The organism is uncultured Marinobacter sp. (assembly GCF_947488835.1).
In the GTDB taxonomy this organism is placed as follows: Bacteria; Pseudomonadota; Gammaproteobacteria; order Pseudomonadales; family Oleiphilaceae; genus Marinobacter.
Window position 1 is genome coordinate 811,355 of sequence record NZ_CANLBK010000001.1, and the last position, 15,231, is coordinate 826,585.

Consider the following 15,231-nt stretch of genomic DNA (forward strand, 5'->3'; position numbering starts at 1 on the left):
GTCCATTCACTCGCAAAATACTACCGGGGCGCAGGCACCTTATTGTATCGCCAGCTCTCTTGTACGCCATGACACTCACCGGGAAACTGCTTACTCCATGACAGCATTATCTACCACTTCCGGCAACGCGCGCCGCTTCCTCTCTCCAGCCAGCTTGCTGTTCGTATTCGCCCTGCTGTTTACAGCTACAACTACGTCCTGGGCATTTGGCGGCGGCAACTCCCTGTTTGGCGGCCAGAGCAACCAGTTTCTTCCAGTAGATGAAGCCCTTCCCTTCAGCCACTCCATAGAAGGTGACGCAGTGCTGCTGCTCTGGGACATCACACCCGGGCACTATCTCTACAAGGATCGCGTCAGCATCAAAGCGCTGGGTGAAGGTGTCAGTGCGGGCGCCCCGCAGTATTCCAGCCCCGGCACAGAAACAGAAGACGAGTTTTTCGGGAAGACCACTGTTTTCTTTGATCCCGTTGAAGCCCGGGTGCACGTCACCCTGCCAGACAATGTCCGGGAAGCCCGCTTTGAGGTAACTTATCAGGGCTGTGCAGAGGCAGGATTATGCTATCCACCCCAGACCCGCGAAGTGCTCTTTTATCAAAGCCGCGACGCTGCCGAAGCGCAAGGGGCCACTGGCTCAACAGCGCCTACAAAAACCAAAACGGACACCAGCTCGGCAACCGGGCTTGCGGGCTTTCTCTCGGAGCAGTCGACACTGGTTATAGCTGGCGTATTTCTACTACTCGGCCTGGGACTAACCTTTACCCCTTGCGTACTGCCAATGGTTCCGATCATTTCTTCACTGGTGTCCGGACAAAACACCCGCACGACTGGCCAGGCAATTCTGCTTGCCAGCAGCTACGTGCTGGGCATGGCGCTAACCTATGCTGGCGCCGGAGTGCTTACAGGGTTGCTGGGTGCCAGCTTCAATCTGCAGGCACAGCTCCAGTCGCCCTGGGTGCTCGGTGTGTTTGCCGTGATGTTTGTGGTTTTTGCGCTGTCGATGTTTGATCTGTTTGAAATTCAACTGCCGCGCGCCATCCGCGATTCGTTAAACAATGCCAGCCAACGCCTCACAGGTGGTCGAGTGATCAGCATTTTCGGCATAGGCGCGCTCTCTGCTCTTATTGTATCGCCCTGCGTGTCTGCGCCCCTTGCGGGCAGCCTCCTTTACATCTCCACAACACAGGATGCAGTAATCGGTGGCATTGCTCTTTTTGCTCTAGGGTTGGGCATGGGGATCCCACTCATCCTGGTAGCGGTTGGCGGGCGCAAGCTACTGCCGAGCACCGGGCACTGGATGACCACCGTCAAACACTTCTATGGCGTGATGCTCATTGCCGTCGCGATCTGGTTGATTGAGCGCCTGGTTCCAGGGTGGGTTGGGCTCACTTTATGGGGCATATTGATTGCTATCACCGGCGTACAGCTGGGGGCTTTCGACGCGGCAAAGGCTGGCTGGGAGCGGACACGAAAAGGTCTGGGGCTGATCTTTTTCGCTTATGGCTTAGCATTGCTGGCCGGCGCCATTGCCGGTGCCAATAACCCCCTTGCACCACTGGACCCGTTCATCGCCAAAGCGTCTTTCAGCGGGAACCCGGGTGACACAGCTGGTAACGACAGTAGCCATGCCGGCTTTACCCGGGTAGAAGCGCCCGCCGATATTGAAGCGATGCTCCTGCAAGCCCAACAGGAAGGTCGCCCGGTAATGCTGGATTTCTACGCCGACTGGTGCATTTCATGCAAAGTAATGGAGCGCAACGTATTTAGCGACGGGGCTGTCATTAACTCGCTCAAGCCTTTTACGCTGCTACAAATTGACATGACGGACAACACACCCGCTCAACAGGCCATGCTGGACGAACTAGGGCTGTTCGGGCCACCGGCGATACTGTTTTACGATAGCACCGGCGGTGAAATGAAACCACAGAGAGTGCTGGGTGAAATGAACCGCAGCCAGTTCCTCGATCACCTCAATGGACTGACGCCCTCTATTTGACCACTCAAGCATCACAGCAGGATGACGTTACGGGCATTATTCGCCCCGGCGAATGAAGTAAACAAACAGGTCGTCCTGCTCTGTATGACTGATCAGCTCATGTCCTAAAAACTGACAAAACCGCGGTATATCACGGGTCGTTGAAGGGTCTGTTGCGATCACCCGCAAAACCTTTCCAGGTTCAACATTATTGATGCCAGTGTGAAGCATCATCACTGGTTCAGGACAAAACAGGCCGCTGGCATCCAGTTCGGCATCAAAATCGGTAGCACTCACAAAATGTCTCCATCTGGATGATCTGATTTTTCAGAAATACGTGCTAAATTACTGTTTATACCATTAAAACATCTGGAGGTTTGCATGATCCGGGTTCTGATCGAACGCCATATTGCTGAGTCACTTGAAACTGCCTATGAGGAGCGCTCCCGCAAAGTTCTGCAGCGTGCTGTGGCAGCACCGGGGTTTATTTCCGGGGAAACACTGGTCGATAAAAACGATCCCAACCACCGTATTACCCTTGCAAACTGGCGCTCTGAAGCGGACTGGAACCGCTGGTATCTTTCAGACGACCGCCGCAACCTGATGGCAGAACTAGTGCCAATGATGGACAAAGATGAAGCTATAACGGTACTTGCACAGAGCGGCGTTTAATCCGTTCAGGCGAAGCCTGTGACGGCTTGCAGAATTTCAAACTGTTTTACAACACTGATTCTGCATTTTCGCTACACTTCCGAGTTCCAAGGCTCTGCCCCAAGCCAAGGCTCTCGGGAAATGCTGATGTCACTCGTAGCGCGCTTTATCGTTTTTCTGCTCTGCAGCCTAGTTCCGGCATTCGCTATTGCGAATACGGCTGAGCATGCCTCCCAGTGCCCAGCGGTAGACGCCAACGATGTTTATGCACGTAGTTCGTTGATGCACTATGTTTGCTATTACCAAGCTTCCCCCGGTGAACCAGCGCACTCCGCAAGGCGCCCTGACGAACTGCCAAAGAACCTTGAGTGGACCCCCTCACGTGGACACGACCTGACATTTACTCAAACCCGCTCAGTGTACTGGATTCGCCTGAACATTCGAAATAGCGGCAGCGAACGCGGGCTATGGTATCTCAACCTCAGCTATCCTTTGCTTGACGAAGTCACCTTCTGGTGGAGCAACAACTCCAGGGACGTACTGGTCACTGGCGACCAGCACCGATTCGGCTCAAGGGCCATCGATTACCGATATTTCCTTTTTCCTATAAAACTCGACAGGGGCGAAACCCGCACGATTACACTTCGAGTACACAGTAGTGGCGCGCTGAACATCCCCTTGAGGCTGGAGTCTCCGAAAGAGCTCATTGCCTCAAGCAACCACCTGTCCGTGACCCACGGGCTGTTTTACGGCGCCATTCTGGTGCTTGCGGCTTTCAACCTTCTGCTCTTTATCAGTTCCCGCACCGCCTATTACTTTCATAACGCACTTTATATGGTCGCCATGGGCCTTTTCCTGTTTACCATGGGTGGTTTTGCCAATCAGTATTTCTGGCCCGAGAGCCCCCAGTTCGCGAGCATATCCATTCCCCTCACGCTGGTACTCTGCGCTTTGGCCATGTCGCTCTTTGGCCGCTCATTCCTCGAAGTAAAGCAAGGCACACGTGCTGACAAAACCTTGAAAGCCATCATCTGGATTTGCGCGGTGTTTACTGGGCTGACACTCATACTCCCATACACCGAAACCATTCTGTACAACACCGCTCTCGGGCTGGCCATCATCTTTGTTCTTTCAATTATTGCTATAAGCCGTTGGCGTCAAGGTTATCAACCAGCAAAGTGGTATGTACTGGCCTGGGCAATTATGGCGGGCGGGGCTTTGGCTTATGCTGGCGCAGCATTCGGTTATCTTGCAGACTTTTTAGCGCGAGAATCACTGATGCAGATCGCCATCGGTGGTCAGGTCATTTTGCTGAACTACGCCATGGTGCAGCGCTGGCGTCTTCTGAACGATAAACTGCTGAAAGTAGAGCAAGAAGCCCGAACAGACCTGGAGCACAAAGTGCACGAGCGCACCGCCCAGTTGCGCTCCACAATGCGAGAGTTGGAGAAAGCCAACCGAAAACTCGCCGCTCTTAGCCTCAACGACTCCCTTACCGGGCTTTTTAACCGTCGCCATATGGACAACATTCTGACTGAACTGTGTGCTGAGGCGCGCAGAACCGGGCAACCGCTAACCGTCGCCCTACTCGACGCCGATCACTTCAAATCCATCAACGACACATGGGGCCACGGCTTTGGCGACATATGGCTACAGCAAATAGCCGGCATTTTAAGCCGCCATGTGAAGCGGCCAAGGGACATTGCCGTCCGGTTTGGTGGTGAAGAGTTTGCTTTACTGTTACCAGGCACCGACACCGAAGGCGCTAAAAGAGTATGCGACGCCATACTTGAAGACTTACGCACCACCGAGATAGAGGCTCCCGGCGGAAATCTCGCCCAACTGACTCTCAGCGCAGGCATTGCGACACTATTACAGGACGAAGATCAGCAGACATTATTCGCAAGGGCCGACCGCGCTTTGTACAAAGCCAAAGCCCGCGGGCGAGACCAGGTAGTGTTAGCTGACGTTTGACGTATTTTATGTCGCTCCACGCCGTTTTTTTGTTCTTAGTCAATTTTGACGAGTTCAACTTGCTCGCCTCTGGGGCTATCATAGTGAAACGGCAGGCATGAGCGCATGGGAAAGGCGCCATGCTGCCGTTTCGGGTGCATTTGACGGATATCAGGAGTTGACCCGCGTCATTGCAAACAGCTAATGCTTTCTCCATACTTGCGCCCGCATAATTTCCCTCTCTGAACCCATTGGTAAGGCTATGAGCACACAAAATCCGAACCTGACATATAACTATAAGGTGGTGAGACAGTTCGCCATCATGACAGTGGTATGGGGTATTGTAGGCATGGCGCTGGGCGTGTTGATTGCAGCACAACTGGTCTGGCCATCCCTCAACCTCGATCTGCCATGGACTCACTTTGGTCGCCTGCGACCGCTGCATACTAACGCCGTTATCTTCGGCTTTGGTGGCAGTGCCCTGTTCGCGACATCCTATTACGTTGTGCAGCGCACCTGTCAGGCTCGCCTGATTTCAGACAAACTCGCCGCCTTTACCTTCTGGGGCTGGACCGCAATTATTGTCGCAGCAGCCATCACTTTGCCGATGGGCTACACCAGCACTAAAGAGTACGCAGAACTGGAGTGGCCTATTGATATCGCGATTGCGATAGTCTGGGTTACTTACGCCGTCGTGTTCTTTGGTACTATCACAAAACGCAGCACGCCTCACATTTATGTTGCCAACTGGTTCTACGGTGGGTTTATCCTTACCATCGCCGTACTTCACATTGGAAACAACATGGCACTGCCGGTCAGTGCATTTAAATCCTACTCAGCATATGCCGGTGTAACCGATGCTATGATGCAGTGGTGGTACGGTCATAACGCAGTAGGCTTTTTCCTGACCGCAGGCTTCCTGGGCATGATGTACTACTTCGTTCCCAAGCAGGCTGGACGTCCCGTTTATTCCTACCGCTTATCCATCGTTCACTTCTGGGCGCTTATTGCGACCTACGTATGGGCCGGTGGCCACCATCTTCACTATTCCGCCCTTCCAGATTGGGCCCAGACTGCCAGCATGGTGATGTCTCTGATCCTGCTTGCTCCGTCCTGGGGTGGCATGATCAACGGCATGATGACCCTATCCGGTGCATGGCACAAACTGCGTACCGACCCTATCCTGCGTTTCCTGGTGGTTTCCCTGTCGTTCTACGGCATGTCCACGTTTGAAGGCCCGATGATGTCGATCAAGACTGTTAACGCACTGTCCCACAACACAGACTGGACCATTGGCCACGTGCACTCCGGTGCCCTCGGCTGGGTTGCCATGATCAGTATTGGTGCAATTTACCACCTGATCCCGAAAGTATGGGGACTCAAGGAAATGTACAGCACCAGCTTGATCAACGTTCACTTCTGGCTGGCAACTGTTGGCACCGTTCTGTACATCGTTGCTATGTGGGTAAACGGCATCATGCAGGGCCTCATGTGGCGTGCAGTGAACGACGACGGCACTCTTACCTACAGCTTTGTGGAAAGTCTTGAAGCATCCTACCCAGGCTACTTTGTACGCTTCCTCGGTGGCGTCATCTTCCTGAGCGGTATGTTGTTCATGGCCTATAACGTCTACATGACCGTGCGCCAGAAAGATGCGGTTGCTCAGGACAATGCAGCAATTCAGGCGGCGTAACGGAGAGAAACCCGATGAAACACGAAATTGTAGAAAAGAATATTGGCCTGATGATTGTATTCATCATCCTGGTCATCAGTGGTGGCTTTCTGGCGGAAGTGCTCCCGCTATTTTTCCTGAAAGAAGTAAACGAACCGATAGAAGGCCTTGAGCCCATATCGGCACTGGAACTGGAAGGCCGTGACATCTACATCCGTGAAGGCTGTCACGTCTGCCACACCCAGCAAATCCGCCCGTTCCGCGCTGAAACCGAGCGCTACGGCCACTACTCCGTTGCGGGCGAGTTCGTGTACGAGCGCCCGTTCCTGTGGGGTTCCAAGCGCACGGGGCCTGACCTGGCCCGTGTTGGCGGTCGTTATTCAGATGCTTGGCAGCGTCAGCACCTGATGGACCCCCGCAGCGTCGTTCCTGAGTCAAACATGCCTGCTTTCCCGTGGCTGTTCGATACGCTGGTTAACCACAAAGGCACCGCAGCCAAGCTGTCCACTTTGCAGACTCTGGGCGTGCCCTACACTGACGAGCAAATCGCCAGTGCAGCCGACGAGCTTGAAGGCAAGTTCGAAATTGAAGCGCTGGTCGCATACCTGCAACAGCTTGGCACCGTACTCTCAGACAAGCGGTAATCTGATGGATATTAACGAGTTACGCGGCGTTCACACCCTTGTCCTGATGGCGGTCTTTATCGGCATCATCTGGTGGGCTTTCAGTGCCCACCGAAAAAAGGCGAACGAAGAAGCGGCCCACCTGCCGTTCGATGATGACGAGGTGGAAAAGCGTACTCTTGAACAGGAAAAAACGGAGAAAAAACAATGAGTACCTTCTGGAGCATCTGGGTCACAGTGATCGTGCTCGGTACAGTCTTTGGCTGCTGGTGGCTATTACTTGCAACACGTAAGAGCCAGGTATCCGATTCAGAAACCGAACGCACTACCGGCCACTCTTTCGATGGCATCGAAGAATATGATAACCCGCTGCCAAAATGGTGGTTCTATCTGTATGTGGCCACATGCATCTTCGCGCTGGGCTATCTCGCACTCTATCCGGGGCTGGGTAACTTCAAGGGCTTGCTAGGCTGGACAGCTGTTAATCAGTGGGAAGCCGAAGTTGCGAGTGCTGATGAAAAATACGGCGAAATCTATGCCCAATATGGTCAAACCCCGGTAATAGAGCTGGCGAAAGACGAAGACGCACTGAAAATTGGTCAGCGCCTGTTTGCCAATAACTGTGCTGTCTGCCACGGCTCCGCCGCTCGAGGCCAGGTTGGCTTTCCAAACCTGACCGACGACGACTGGCTATGGGGTGGCACACCTGACGCCATTCTGGAGACTTTGCGCAACGGTCGCATGGGTAACATGCCAGCGAAAGGCGTCATGCCGAACATGAACGCGGCTCAGGTTGACCAAGTGGTTAACCATGTACTGAGCTTCAGTGGTCGTGAAAAGGATGCAGCCGCTGCCGAGGCAGGTGAAGCTGTATTTGCACAAGCCTGCGCTGCCTGCCACGGAGCAGACGGAAAAGGCATGCAAGCCCTTGGCGCGCCGAATCTGACAGATAACATCTGGCTGTACGGCTCCAACTACGAGTGGATCAAAGAGACGGTTCTGCACGGTCGCCAAAACGAGATGCCCGCCCAAAGCGGTCGCTTGTCCAGCGATCAGATCCAGATCCTGGCTGCTTACGTTTACAGCCTTTCAAACTGACGTTCCTGCCGGGTCGTTGACCCGGCCTGGTCTGTTCAACCCTGTGCCTGCCCTTGCGGGCACAGGCTTGAAAAGATCAGCACCAGCCCCTGAAAAGGCATTGCGCCCGCTTTACGACTCCATCTGGAGGTACTCATGAGTAACGAAATCCCGGTCAAACAGATCGACCCCTCCTCAGAACCTTCGGGCGACACACAGAACACAAAAACAGTAGAGCTCTACGCCAGTCGCAAGAAAATCTACGTCAAAGAAGTAACCGGTCTGTTCCAGCGCATCCGCACTGTCAGTCTGCTGCTACTCATGAGCATGTACTTCCTGTTCGTATGGTTAACTTTGGACGGCAACCCGCTTATCCACTTCGACCTGCCGGCCCGGGAATTCCATCTCTACGGCGCGACCTTCTACCCCAAAGACTTCTTTCTACTTTCAGGCATGCTGATTATCAGTGCCTTTGGTCTGTTCTTCATAACCACGCTCTTTGGCCGCGTCTGGTGTGGTTACACCTGTCCACAAACGGTGTGGACGTTCATCTTTATGTGGGTTGAGGAGCGTATAGAGGGCAGTCGCAACAAGCGCATGAAGCTCGACAAAGCACCCAATTCACGGGAAAAAATGTTCAAAAAATCAGCAAAACATACAGTTTGGCTGATTATTGCGTTGCTGACCGGGCTAACATTTGTCGGTTACTTCTACCCGATTCGCGAACTCGTTTCCGATATTTTCACCCTTCAGGCTAATGGCTGGGCGTACTTCTGGGTGGCCTTCTTCACCGCGGCCACGTACATCAACGCCGGCTGGATGCGGGAACAAGTTTGCCTGTACATGTGCCCGTACGCTCGCTTCCAGTCCGTTATGTTCGACCCTAATACCCGCATCGTTTCCTACGATCCAAATCGCGGCGAGCCTCGCGGCGGCCGCAAAAAAGACACAAAGCCAGACGAAGTTGGTCTGGGTGACTGTATTGATTGTGGGCAGTGTGTGCACGTGTGCCCCACAGGAATTGATATTCGTGATGGCCTTCAATACGAGTGCATCGGCTGTGCTCTCTGCATCGACGCCTGTGATGAAATCATGGACAAGATGGACTACCCTCGCGGGCTGATTCGTTACACCACTGAGAATGAACTTGAAGGAAAGCCTTCAAAACTGCTTCGGCCCCGTACGTTCGGTTACGGTGCAGTTTTGACCGCGATGATCGGAGCGATCGTGTTCGTCATCGCCACTCGCGTACCTGCACAGATGGATGTGCTGCGGGATCGGGGTGCCTTATTCAGTTTTAATGGTGAAGGCCGTATTGAAAACTCCTACACGCTGAAAATAGTAAATATGTCTGAATTGCCCCAGACATTCAGCCTGTCGGTACAAGGCATGGACGGCATTCGTATTCTCACACAAACCCAGGTAACCGTAGACAGCGGGGAAAACCGATCGTTGCCGACGGTTGTCGACGTGTCGCCAGAGTCGATTCCACAATCGAATAATGAAATCATCTTCCATGCACAGTCTGAAACGGATGCTTCACTGAAGCTGGAAACCGAAAGCCGATTTGTCGGTCCAACCCAGTGATCCACAGCGATCACCGTTGGCAACCTGTAAACAGACGAGACTGAGCATTATGAATCAAGAAGTATCCGTAGCACCCTGGTATCGCCAGCCCTGGTTCTGGTTTCTGACCATTGCACCATTATGTGCTATTACCGTTAGCATGATCATGCTCGCTGTAGCGTCGAACATGAAAGATACGATGGTGTCTGATGACTACTCTAAAGAGGGGCGCGGCATTAACCTCGAGATTGCCCGTGACAAAGCAGCGGCAGATATGGGGCTCAACGCTGATATTTCGTTCGAAGATCGCAGTATCCTGATGAATGTAAACACTCTACAAGGTCCTGCAGACTTCCCGTATCTGATACTCAACCTGTTTCACCCAACGCTTTCAGAAAAAGACCGTACGATCCAGTTCCGTAGCGACGGTAATGGCCACTATACAGGCAATATGCTGGATGACATTAACGGCCGTTGGTACTACGAGCTACGCGGCCCGAATAACCACTGGCGCCTTAAAGGCGAAGCCTGGTTACCGACCGACAGCAACTTGCATATGGGCCCGAAAGGATCCGCCCAAGGGTGACCCCTGTGGATTGCTTCCATTGTGGCGAGCCGGCTGACGGCGAGCCGCGTATTACTCTCGAGCTTGATGGCCAAACACGATTTTTCTGTTGCCAGGGCTGCAAGGCGGTGTGCGAAACCATTCACACTGAAGGCCTCACAGGCTTTTATCAGCTCCGCACGCACACCGCTATTACTCCGCGCCAATTAACAGCCGCCGAACTCGACAGACTCAGAGAGCTGGACCACCCGCTGGTTCAGCAAGCCTTTGTGTCTCCCGTTAAGGGGGGCCAGGAAGCCCAGCTCTTAATCGGTGGCATCACGTGTGCCGCGTGCATATGGCTGCTTGAAAACCACATGAAAAAGCAGCCTGGTGTAGTCTCTTTCTCCGTAAACCACACCACGCAACGAGCACGCCTCAACTGGGCTCAGAACCAGGCCGGACTGAGCGATCTGTTGATCGCTATTCATGAGCTCGGCTACACCGCTCGCCCCTATCAATCAGATGAAGTAGAGGACCAACTCAAAGCAGAAAATCGCTCCATGCTGATTCGCTTGGCCGTCGCGGGCATGGGCACCTTCCAAAGCATGATGCTCGCTTTCCCACTTTACTTTGAGCTGGTCAGCGACCTGTCACCGGAGCTTGTGTCGTTTTTCCGGTGGTTTGGTTTATTGGTGGCAACGCCCGTTGTTTTTTACAGCGCCGATTCGTTTTTCCGCAACGCGTTCAGGGATATAAAGAGCCGACACCTGACCATGGATGTACCTGTGGCCATTGCTATAGGCCTTGCATACCTGGCGAGCGCCTGGGTAACCGTAATGGGCGGTGAAGAGGTCTATTTTGAATCGGTCTGTATGTTTACCTTTTTCCTGCTGCTCGGACGCTACATTGAAGCTCAGGCAAGATACCGCGCAGGGCTTACTGGTAATGCGTTGGCGGGCTTCAACCCAACAGTAGCAACCAGGGTGACCGGCGAGGAAACGGAAGTTGTACCCGCCCACCAGGTAAAACCAGGCGACGTGGTTCGTATCCGGCCTGGAGAAACCCTACCAGTAGATGGAGTAATTCTGCGCGGCCAGTCCACGCTCAATGAGTCCGCACTCACTGGTGAGTATTTGCCGGAAACCCGGGTTCCTGGCAACAGAGTGCATGCGGGTAGCGTGAATGGCGAAAACCCGCTGGATATTCAGGTTGAGAAGTCCGGAGCTCAAACACGACTATCAGGCATTCTTCGGATACTCGACCGGGTGCAATCCGAAAAACCACCTGTCGCCCGTATGGCAGACCGCATAGCAGGCAAGTTTGTTGGGCGCGTGCTAATTCTTGCCCCTGTCGTCTGGATCGGATGGTGGTGGGCCGGAGCAGACAATGCTTTCGATATCACTCTCTCCGTACTTGTAGTGACCTGCCCCTGCGCACTGTCGCTGGCAACGCCGACTGCGATTACCTCTGCCACGGTCAAACTGCGGCGGCTGGGCTTCCTTCCCACCCGCGGCCATGCACTTGAGTCCATGAATACCATAGACACGGTAATCTTCGACAAAACCGGCACGCTGACCCGGGGCAAATTGAGCCTGATTGATACCCGCATTACAGGAAGCAAAAGCAAAGATACATGCCTGCGCCTGGCTTCCGGTCTTGAGCAACATTCTGAACACCCTATTGCACAGGTATTTCATAACCGGCCAACAGCAGCCATCGAAAAGGTCACCAACCATTTGGGTGGTGGCCTAACCGGGCATTTGGGTGATCAAACGTTTTATATTGGGCACAAGGCCTTCGTGGCGGTCCATCTGAACGCGCCAGAACCGGAATCAGAGCCCCACACAGGCATGGAAATCTGGCTGGCTTCCGATACCGAATGGCTTGCGAGCTTCTGGCTTGATGACCAGCCCCGGGAGGACGCTGCCCAAGCTGTCAAAGCGTTGCAGAATGCAGGTATTCGCACAGTATTGTTGAGCGGAGATCGTTCCGGCCATGTTCGCGAAATAGCGGACATTCTGGGAATCGATGAGGCCATTGGGCAGGCATCGCCAGAGCAAAAGCTTGAGGTTCTGCAAAAACTGAAAGCAGAAGGCCACCAGGTGATGATGGTTGGTGATGGCCTTAACGACTTACCCTCGATGGCTGGTGCAGGCATATCGGTCGCCATGGGCACCGCAGCGGATCTTACGCAACTAAAAGCAGATGCTGTTCTGCTCAATGGCCAGCTAATGCAACTTGTAGAGGCCCTGGATACCAGCCGCCGCACCCGAAAGATCATTCGCCAAAATATGGCATGGGCACTCATCTACAACGTCAGTGCCTTGCCTCTGGCTGCAGCAGGCCTGGTTCCACCCTGGCTAGCAGCAATCGGAATGTCGATTAGTTCCCTGATCGTCGTATTGAACGCATTACGCCTCGGCAAACAGTCTCGGGCCAAAACTCGTCCCGAAACATTACAAGTTGGCGCGCAGGTTGCGCCCTGATACCGTGAACATCTGGTTTTAATATGAGGTTTACCCCGTGGAAGTTGTAGTGTTCCTGATTCCGATCATGCTGATTCTCGTGGTGATGGGCATTTTTTTATTTTCCTGGGCCGTCAAAAATGGTCAATACGATGATCTGGAGGGGCCTGCACACCGCATTCTGTACGATGACGATTTAGATATGATCCCGGAGGAAGCCCGCACGGACAAACAGAAAAAAGCGGCTGACTCGCCAAGCAATGAGGTTCAGGTTGAAGATGGCGAATCCGAGACCAAGCCTGACCGAACATGAGCCCGGAATTGTATCTCAGTTATCCCAGTGCGTTTCTCATCGGTCTGCTTGGCAGCACTCACTGCATTGCCATGTGCGGCGGAATCAGCGCCTCTCTATCCATGGCGCTGCCGGTTGGCAAGGGGTTCCGCTTTCGGCAATCAATGTTATTGCTTGCGTACAATTTTGGGCGCATAGGAAGCTACGCACTAATCGCGGCACTGATTGCACTTCTAAGTACCTCAGCTGCAAATCAGTGGGCGCAGATGGGTATCTTGCTGCGCTCGGCGGCGGGCCTGCTGCTGATTGCCATGGGGCTTTCCATGGGACAATGGTGGCAGGGCATTCGTTATGTAGAGCGCGTTGGTGCCCCCCTCTGGAAACGTCTATCGCCTCTTGCCAGCAAGATTCTCCCGATCAATCATGCGGGCCAGGCGCTTGCCCTCGGGGCTCTCTGGGGCTGGCTGCCATGTGGATTAGTCTATAGCACGCTTGGCTGGGCAGCCTTGCAACCGACAATAGGTTCGGCAGCACTTACCATGGTGTTTTTTGGGCTGGGCACCCTGCCCTCGATGCTAGGGGCAGGTTATGCAGCTACCTGGATCAACGGTTTGAAAAGCAATCAGACGTTCCGGAAATTCACCGGCGTTCTGTTGATTATTTTCGGGCTTTGGACCCTGCCCCTGCTGGCACTGACCGGCCACTGAATCAGGCCTGCTTTGTGCCACTCCGAGCAATCATCCCGCCATACCTAAATATTCAGAACGTCCAGCCGTCCAAAGCTCTGCTCCGGGTCTTGCTCCGGTACAGCCGTTTGGACAGCCTGGCGCTTGCCCCCCAAGCGCTTGCCCTCGCGAAAATCATAGAGGTTAGGGTCGGCAAGGTGTGATGGCTCAACATTGCATAAGGCCCGGAACATCGACTCAAGCCGGCCAGGATGTTGCTTGTCCCAGTGCTGGAACATTTCCTTGATGACCTGACGCTGCAGATTTTCCTGAGAACCGCAGAGGTTGCAGGGAATGATCGGGTACTCCCTAAGCTCCGCGTACCGGGCAATATCTTTCTCGCGGCAGTATGCCAGGGGGCGAATCACTGTATTCCGGCCATCATCACTGTGCAGCACCGGCGGCATGGTTTTAAGCTTGCCGCCATAAAACATATTCAGAAACAAGGTCTCCAGAAGATCATCGCGGTGATGGCCCAGGGCAATCTTGGTGACCCCCTGCTCCTCAGCAAAGTTGTAGAGAATGCCCCGCCTTAGGCGTGAACATAGGCCACACGTTGTTTTGCCCTCTGCTACCTTGTCAGTAACAATGCTGTAGGTATCTCGTTCAATGATGTGATATTCGATGCCCATTTCGGCCAGATAGCGTGGTAAAACCTCTTCCGGGAACCCCGGCTGCTTCTGATCCAGGTTGACAGCAATCAGCTCAAACGACACTGGTGCGCTTTTCTGCAAATTGAGGAGTATGTCCAGCATGGCATAAGAATCCTTGCCACCGGAAAGGCAACACATTACCTTGTCGCCTGCTTCGATCATCGAGAAGTCTGAAATGGCCTGGCCAACATCCCGGCGCAGGCGTTTCTGCAGTTTATTCTGCTCCAGTTTAATAGTACGTTCGTATACTGAACTATAATTCTGTTCGGGGCTGTCACTCATCGCTTCGGGCATATCAATTGTGTTCAGTGGGAAAATGATCGTGAGATTATACGCATCCACTTCTACCAGGGACAGGCTACTAACATGGATATGTTGAGCTCAGGTAAAGAAATACCAGGCAAGCGAGAGCGTAACCGCTTGCGCAACCATTCAGCAATACTGAACTCTGCTCGCATCTGCTTTCAAGAAAAAGGTTACGAGAACACAACCATTCGGGACCTTATCAAGAAAACAGATCTGGCTTCGGGTACCTTCTACAACTACTTTCGCAACAAGCAGGATATCTTTGCTGCACTTCTTACAGATTTCCTGAGTGGCTTGAACGAGAATCTGACTCGCTCACGCAGATCCGCTGTGACGACTGAAGAATTTATTCACCGCTCCTACCATGCGCTTTTCAGCGCCACCGCAAAGGACCCCCTTGTTTACGAACTGGCTCACCGTAACGATCGCGCCATTAGAGAGCTGTTTGGTTCGGGCATACTTGAGCTCATCATGATGTCGCTGGAAGATGATGTTCGTAGCGCCGTCACCCGGGGGATCTTGCCAAACGTTGACCAGGAGTATCTCTGCGCTGCGTTCTTCGGCGTCGCCTATGAGACCAGCCTGGTGGTAGCTCGGCGGGTGCACCTGGACCCGGAACAAGCGGATACTGAGGTAGACCGGGCGACTAACCTCACTACCGCACTGTTCCAAGGTGGGCTTCGCGGACTAGCCGCCCTTCCCTGAGTGCGGCTGCTGGCCTAACATTGG

Annotated in this window: 15 protein-coding genes; 13 read left to right on the forward strand and 2 right to left on the reverse strand. The window is 53.6% G+C overall.

What is annotated here, in order from left to right:
• Positions 1–97: 97 nt before the first annotated feature.
• Entirely contained in the window at positions 98–1,993 is a 1,896-nt protein-coding gene (dsbD, locus tag Q0824_RS03770; protein ID WP_298447650.1) for a protein-disulfide reductase DsbD, read from the forward strand.
• 36 nt (positions 1,994–2,029) lie between these two features.
• Here dsbD and tusA read toward each other — a convergent pair whose 3' ends face one another.
• A complete protein-coding gene (tusA, locus tag Q0824_RS03775; RefSeq protein ID WP_298447653.1) occupies positions 2,030–2,269 on the reverse strand; it encodes a sulfurtransferase TusA in 240 nt (79 codons plus the stop codon).
• A gap of 84 nt (positions 2,270–2,353) precedes the next feature.
• Between tusA and Q0824_RS03780 the strand changes: the two genes are divergently transcribed.
• The 11 genes from Q0824_RS03780 (at position 2,354) to Q0824_RS03830 (ending at position 13,525) form a co-directional block, all read left to right on the forward strand.
• Entirely contained in the window at positions 2,354–2,644 is a 291-nt protein-coding gene (locus Q0824_RS03780) for an antibiotic biosynthesis monooxygenase (protein ID WP_298447655.1), read from the forward strand.
• 126 nt (positions 2,645–2,770) lie between these two features.
• Positions 2,771–4,597, forward strand: a complete 1,827-nt coding sequence (locus tag Q0824_RS03785) for a diguanylate cyclase (protein ID WP_298447657.1) — start codon at positions 2,771–2,773, stop codon at positions 4,595–4,597.
• A 241-nt stretch (positions 4,598–4,838) separates the two neighbouring features.
• Positions 4,839–6,269, forward strand: a complete 1,431-nt coding sequence (gene ccoN, locus Q0824_RS03790; protein ID WP_298447659.1) for a cytochrome-c oxidase, cbb3-type subunit I — start codon at positions 4,839–4,841, stop codon at positions 6,267–6,269.
• 14 nt (positions 6,270–6,283) lie between these two features.
• Positions 6,284–6,892, forward strand: coding sequence for a cytochrome-c oxidase, cbb3-type subunit II (ccoO, locus tag Q0824_RS03795; RefSeq protein ID WP_298447661.1), 609 nt, complete (start codon positions 6,284–6,286; stop codon positions 6,890–6,892).
• Between the two features lie 4 nt (positions 6,893–6,896).
• Positions 6,897–7,082, forward strand: a complete 186-nt coding sequence (locus Q0824_RS03800) for a cbb3-type cytochrome c oxidase subunit 3 (protein WP_298447662.1) — start codon at positions 6,897–6,899, stop codon at positions 7,080–7,082.
• Positions 7,079–7,969, forward strand: coding sequence for a cytochrome-c oxidase, cbb3-type subunit III (ccoP, locus tag Q0824_RS03805; RefSeq protein WP_298447664.1), 891 nt, complete (start codon positions 7,079–7,081; stop codon positions 7,967–7,969). Before Q0824_RS03800 ends, ccoP begins: the two co-directional genes overlap by 4 nt.
• 135 nt (positions 7,970–8,104) lie before the next feature.
• Positions 8,105–9,535: a cytochrome c oxidase accessory protein CcoG gene (gene ccoG / locus Q0824_RS03810; RefSeq protein WP_298447666.1), complete on the forward strand. Its 1,431-nt coding sequence runs from the start codon at positions 8,105–8,107 to the stop codon at positions 9,533–9,535.
• A gap of 49 nt (positions 9,536–9,584) precedes the next feature.
• On the forward strand, positions 9,585–10,100 hold the full coding sequence (locus tag Q0824_RS03815; RefSeq protein ID WP_298447668.1) for a FixH family protein: 516 nt from the start codon (positions 9,585–9,587) through the stop codon (positions 10,098–10,100).
• Positions 10,097–12,547 carry a heavy metal translocating P-type ATPase gene (locus Q0824_RS03820; RefSeq protein ID WP_298447670.1) on the forward strand — a complete coding sequence of 817 codons (2,451 nt, stop codon included), beginning with the start codon at positions 10,097–10,099 and terminating at the stop codon, positions 12,545–12,547. Before Q0824_RS03815 ends, Q0824_RS03820 begins: the two co-directional genes overlap by 4 nt.
• A gap of 37 nt (positions 12,548–12,584) precedes the next feature.
• Positions 12,585–12,839, forward strand: a complete 255-nt coding sequence (ccoS, locus tag Q0824_RS03825; protein WP_298447672.1) for a cbb3-type cytochrome oxidase assembly protein CcoS — start codon at positions 12,585–12,587, stop codon at positions 12,837–12,839.
• Complete coding sequence (locus tag Q0824_RS03830; protein WP_298447673.1) at positions 12,836–13,525, forward strand: sulfite exporter TauE/SafE family protein; 690 nt, start codon at positions 12,836–12,838, stop codon at positions 13,523–13,525. Before ccoS ends, Q0824_RS03830 begins: the two co-directional genes overlap by 4 nt.
• A 44-nt stretch (positions 13,526–13,569) precedes the next feature.
• Here Q0824_RS03830 and ttcA read toward each other — a convergent pair whose 3' ends face one another.
• The gene (gene ttcA, locus Q0824_RS03835; protein WP_298447675.1) at positions 13,570–14,490 is read right to left on the reverse strand and encodes a tRNA 2-thiocytidine(32) synthetase TtcA; all 921 of its coding nucleotides are present in this window, start codon (positions 14,488–14,490) and stop codon (positions 13,570–13,572) included.
• A gap of 72 nt (positions 14,491–14,562) precedes the next feature.
• Here ttcA and Q0824_RS03840 point away from each other — a divergent pair, with 72 nt between their 5' ends.
• Complete coding sequence (locus Q0824_RS03840) at positions 14,563–15,207, forward strand: TetR/AcrR family transcriptional regulator (protein WP_298447677.1); 645 nt, start codon at positions 14,563–14,565, stop codon at positions 15,205–15,207.
• Positions 15,208–15,231 lie beyond the last annotated feature (24 nt).